Raw genomic sequence first — 728 nt, forward strand, 5'->3', positions numbered from 1 at the left:
TCGCCGCGCGAGGCGTTGGCGATGGATCCGCAGCAGCGGTTGTTGCTGGAGGTTTCGTGGGAGGCGGTCGAGCGGGCAGGGGTTGAGCCTGGGGTTCTTCGGGGTTCGCGAACAGGGGTGTTCGTGGGCACCAATGGTCAGGACTATGGGGCCCTGCTCATGGCTGCGGGGGAGCAGGCCGAAGGGTTCGGGGCCACGGGCAACGCCGCGAGTGTGGTGTCGGGTCGGGTCGCGTACGCGTTGGGGTTGGAGGGGCCGGCGGTGTCGGTGGACACGGCGTGTTCGTCGTCGTTGGTGGCGTTGCACCTGGCGGTGCAGTCGCTGCGGCGCGGCGAGTGCGACCTCGCCCTCGCCGGCGGCGTCACCGTCATGGCCACCCCCGGCACCTTCTTCGAGTTCTCCCGGCAGCGCGGCCTGGCCGCGGACGGCCGGTGCAAGGCGTTCGCGGCCGCCGCGGACGGCACCGGTTGGGGCGAGGGCGTCGGCGTGCTGCTGGTGGAGCGGCTGTCGGACGCGCGGCGCAACGGTCACGAGGTACTGGCGATCGTGCGGGGGAGCGCGGTCAACCAGGACGGCGCGTCCAACGGGCTGACGGCGCCGAACGGTCCGTCGCAGCAGCGGGTGATCCGGCAGGCCCTCGCCTCGGCGCGGCTGTCGACCGCCGACGTGGACGTGGTCGAGGCGCACGGCACGGGCACGACGCTCGGCGACCCGATCGAGGCGCAGGC

General features: G+C 73.2%; 1 protein-coding gene. It reads left to right on the forward strand.

The annotated features are described in order from the left end of the window. Positions 1-728: beta-ketoacyl [acyl carrier protein] synthase domain-containing protein (locus V6V16_RS27765; RefSeq protein ID WP_334566903.1), on the forward strand; the 728-nt coding region annotated here is incomplete at both ends.

The sequence above is a fragment of the Micromonospora sp. CPCC 205561 genome (assembly GCF_036906775.1).
GTDB lineage: Bacteria > Actinomycetota > Actinomycetes > Mycobacteriales > Micromonosporaceae > Micromonospora.